Source organism: uncultured Methylobacterium sp., from assembly GCF_964244095.1.
In the GTDB taxonomy this organism is placed as follows: domain Bacteria; phylum Pseudomonadota; class Alphaproteobacteria; order Rhizobiales; family Beijerinckiaceae; genus Methylobacterium.
Genome location: NZ_CAXTHR010000225.1, coordinates 1 through 4,093, shown reverse-complemented (window position 1 = coordinate 4,093; position 4,093 = coordinate 1). Strand labels below are relative to the sequence as shown.

The 4,093-nt window shown below is 67.6% G+C and carries 4 protein-coding genes; 1 reads left to right on the top strand and 3 read right to left on the bottom strand.

Features of this window, described 5'->3' with window-relative positions:
* The 3 genes from ACFE86_RS21470 to ACFE86_RS21460 all read right to left on the bottom strand — a co-directional run.
* The coding region (locus tag ACFE86_RS21470; protein ID WP_375457345.1) for a PQQ-binding-like beta-propeller repeat protein at positions 1 to 851 on the bottom strand (851 nt) is incomplete at its 3' end.
* Between the two features lie 728 nt (positions 852 to 1,579).
* Positions 1,580 to 2,734: a ribonuclease D gene (gene rnd / locus ACFE86_RS21465; RefSeq protein WP_375457344.1), complete on the bottom strand. Its 1,155-nt coding sequence runs from the start codon at positions 2,732 to 2,734 to the stop codon at positions 1,580 to 1,582.
* 67 nt (positions 2,735 to 2,801) lie between these two features.
* The gene (locus ACFE86_RS21460; RefSeq protein WP_375457343.1) at positions 2,802 to 3,197 is read right to left on the bottom strand and encodes a hypothetical protein; all 396 of its coding nucleotides are present in this window, start codon (positions 3,195 to 3,197) and stop codon (positions 2,802 to 2,804) included.
* 120 nt (positions 3,198 to 3,317) lie between these two features.
* Here ACFE86_RS21460 and ACFE86_RS21455 point away from each other — a divergent pair.
* A partial coding sequence (locus tag ACFE86_RS21455) for an amino acid--tRNA ligase-related protein (protein WP_375457342.1) occupies positions 3,318 to 4,093 on the top strand: 776 nt, incomplete at its 3' end.

Genomic DNA, 4,093 nt, shown 5'->3' with positions numbered 1-4,093 from the left:
CGCTGCTTCGGGTTCCAGGTCGAGGGGTTGCCCGAGCCGTAGTACATCAGGTCGAGCTTGGGATCGTAGGAGAACCAGCCCCAGGTGCAGCCGCCGCCAGTCTTCCACTGGTCGCCTTCCCAGGTCGAGGTCGAGGAGTCCTTGCCCACCGGCTTGCCGAGATGGGTGGTCTTCTCCGGGTCGACCAGCATCTGGTCGTCCGGGCCGACCGAGTAGCCGCGCCAGACGCGCTTGCCGGTCTTGGCGTCGTAGGCCGTGACGTGACACTGCACGCCGAACTCGCCGCCCGAGATGCCGACGATGATCTTGTCCTTGACCGGCAGAACCGTGGCGGTGTTGGTCTCGCCCTTCTTCGGGTCGCCGTTGACCACCGACCAGTTCACCTTGCCGGTCTTGGCATCGAGGGACACCACCGTCGTGTCGGCCTGGTGCAGGATCAGCGCGCCGTCGTTGTAGGCCAGCCCACGGTTGACCGTGTCGCAGCACATCACCGGGATCACCGACGGGTCCTGCTTCGGCTCGTACTTCCAGACGATCTTGGCTTCCTTGTCGAGGTCGAGCGCGTAGACGATGTTCGGGAAGGGGGTGTGGACGTACATCATGTTGCCCACGACGAGCGGGGAGCCCTCGTGGCCGCGCAGAACGCCGGTCGAGAACGTCCAGGCGACCTGGAGGCTCTTCACGTTCGAGGCGTTGATCTGATCGAGCTTCGAGTAGCGCGTGTTGGCGTAGTCGACCGTTTGCAGAACCTGCTCGGCGGGGTTTGCCAGATGCTGCATCAGGTCGTCGGCCAGGGCCGGGGCGGATGCCGCCAATCCTGCGCCGAGTGCGAGAAGATGAACCGCTCTCATGTGTATTCCTCCGACAGATCTTTGAAGCCGTCCGGCCGCGACGCAGATCGCGAAAGGATGACCTGACCTGACTGTTTGCGACAGGGATCGATGCGCTTCCGTAGCGGGCGAGGAAATCGGCGATGCGTGGTCGCCGAGCCAGAGGCCGCCATCCCTGGGGCGGCCCCCTCGAAACCGAAGCTTGATCGAACTCTAAGAGAATTTTGAGCGTCGTCAACTCGCTTCGGAAGGCTCCGATACGGTTGTGCGCAAGTCGCCAGCTCCCGTTCGAAAGCTGTTCGTTCGTAGTGCAACGCAAAAACTAATTGTGCGGCGCACAAACGGAAAGTCTAGGTTCTGCTTCAACGCGTCGCGAACGCATCAGCGCATGCATTTCCTGCATCATGATCTTTCGAGATGTGGAAGATCATGCGTGCAGAGCACGACGGCGAACCGTTCGGGGCAATATGGACCCGATTCCCGGGCATCCCGGCGTCGGCCGCAATGCGAAATGGTCACGCTTGATCCGTGGCATCGCAGTCCCTGGCGGTCCGGCGTTTTCTTGCCGGATCTGCGCCTTCACGCCGCATGCGAGCCGAGCCTGGGACGGAGAGCGGCATTTTTTCGCCGGCGACTGATCCCGAGAATCGCTGCGGGGGATGGCGGGGCCGGCCAGCCGGTCCTGGACCTTCGGTCCACCGCGCCCTGACCCGGCCGTTGCGTGCCCTGACGAAACCGCGGCCCGGTCGTCAGGCGAGGTCGCGGACTACGATGCGCCCGCCTTCGGCCGAGAGCGCGAGGCGGCCGTGCTTCAGGTCGAGCGCCTTGCGGCCGAACAGCTCCCGGCGCCAGCCTTGCAGCAGGGGCACGTCGGCCGCGTCGTCGTCGGCCACCGCTTCGAGGTCGTCGACTGTCGCGATGATCTTCGGGGCCACGCCCTCGGTCTCGCAGACCGCCTTGAGCAGCACCTTCAGCAGTTCCACGAGGGCGCCGTTGCCGCCGTTGCGTCCGCGCCCGCGCTCGGGCAGCACGATCTCGCCCGGATCGCGCGCGAAGCCGCGCTCGACGGCCGCGAGGATGTCGGCGCCGGTGCGCGACCGCTCGAAGCCGGCAGGGATCGAGCGCAGGCGCCCGAGCGCCTCGACGTTGCGCGGGGCCGAGGTCGCGACGTCGATCACCGCCTCGTCCTTGAGGATGCGCCCGCGGGGCACGTTGCGGGTCTGCGCCTCGCGCTCGCGCCAGGCGGCGACCTCCATCAGCACCGCGATCTCGCGGGGCTTGCGCATCCGCCCCGAGAGCCGGCGCCACGCCTGCGCGGGGTCGGCCCGGTAGGTCTCGGGCGCGGTCAGCACGCCCATCTCCTCGTCGAGCCACAGCCCGCGATCGGTGCGCACGAGTTCGGCCGCGAGCGTTTCGTAGACGGTGACGAGGTGGGTCACGTCCGAAAGCGCGTAGACGAGCTGCGCGTCGGACAGCGGGCGCCGCGACCAGTCGGTGAAGCGCGAAGACTTGTCGATCTTGGCCTTGGCCACGTCGTTGACGAGTTGCTCGTAGGAGACGGAATCGCCGTATCCGCACACCATCGCGGCGACCTGCGTGTCGAAGAACGGCTGCGGCAGCAGCCCCCCCATCAGCCAGATGATCTCCAGATCCTGCCGGGCGGAGTGGAACACCTTCACCACGCGCGCGTGCGCCATCAGGTCGAGGAAGGGCTTGAGGTCGATTCCCGGCGCGAGCGGATCGACCAGCACGCCGGTGCCGTCCGGCCCCGCCATCTGGATCAGGCAGAGCTTGGGGTAATAGGTGGTCTCGCGCATGAACTCCGTGTCGACGGTCACGAAGCTCTGCGCGGCGAAGCGGTCGCAGGCGTCTGTGAGCGCCTGCGTCGTACTGATCAGGTCCATCCGATCGGCTATATCGGAGGTTTGGCGTAAAAGGGAGCGGGCGCCCCCGACATCCCCATCTATCGCCCTACGCCGCCCGTCGCTCAGCGCGCCCGCGTTCGCGGCGGCGGGCGCGGATGCGCACCGCATCCGCGCGACGCTGCGCCTCGGCGCGGTCGAGGAGGCGGTCGAGGATGCCGGCTTCGATCCGCTCCCCGGTCGCGGCATCGGTGAGCCGCCGGATGCGATCGACCCGGAAGCCGCGGTATCCGCCGCGCGCCCGGTCGATGCCGCCGAGCAGCGTTCGCCCCGGACCGAGCTTCAGCTCCCGCGCCTCGAGGATGCGGCTGCTCCAGACGCCCTGCCCGTCCTCGTATACGAGCGCGAAGCGGCCATCCAGCGGCAGGACGCGCCATGCCGGCCCGCCTGCTCCGGGATGCGTGTCCGCGGGAGGCCGGAAGTCGGAAAACACGTGTTCGTTCATGGAGATGATATGGGGGTCGGCGGCCTGTTCCGGTAGGGAATCGGGGCCGTATTTCCGCGCGTGCTTGACTTCGACCCCCTCGCGTGAATGGTGCCGCCCTTCAATCCCAAGGCTTCCGCGATGCACCGTTACCGTACCCACACCTGCGGGGCGCTCCGCCCGTCCGACGTCGGGCAGACCGTCCGCCTGTCCGGCTGGTGCCACCGCGTGCGCGACCACGGCGGCGTGCTGTTCATCGACCTGCGCGACCATTACGGCCGGACGCAATGCGTGGTGGATTCGGACTCGCCGGCCTTCGCGGCGGCCGACGCCGTGCGCTCGGAATGGGTCGTGCGCCTCGACGGGCGCGTGCGCACGCGGCCGGCCGGCACCGAGAACCCGGATCTGCCGACCGGGACGGTCGAGGTCTATATCGACGCGCTGGAGGTGCTGGGCGCAGCAGCCGAGCTGCCGCTGCCGGTGTTCGGCGACCTCGAATATCCCGAGGAGACGCGGCTGCGCTATCGCTTCCTGGATCTCCGCCGCGAGAAGCTGCACGCCAACATCATGAAGCGCGGCGCGATCGTCGACAGCTTGCGCCGCCGCATGCGCGAGGGCGGCTTCTTCGAGTTCCAGACCCCGATCCTGACCGCGTCGAGCCCCGAGGGTGCGCGCGACTACCTCGTGCCGTCCCGCGTCCACCCCGGAAAGTTCTACGCGCTGCCCCAAGCCCCGCAGCAGTTCAAGCAACTCACGATGATCGCGGGCTTCGACCGCTACTTCCAGATCGCGCCGTGCTTTCGCGATGAGGATGCGCGGGCCGACCGGAGCCCAGGCGAGTTCTACCAGCTCGACATCGAGATGAGCTTCGTCACGCAGGAGGACGTGTTCCAGGCGGTCGAGCCGGTGCTGCGCGG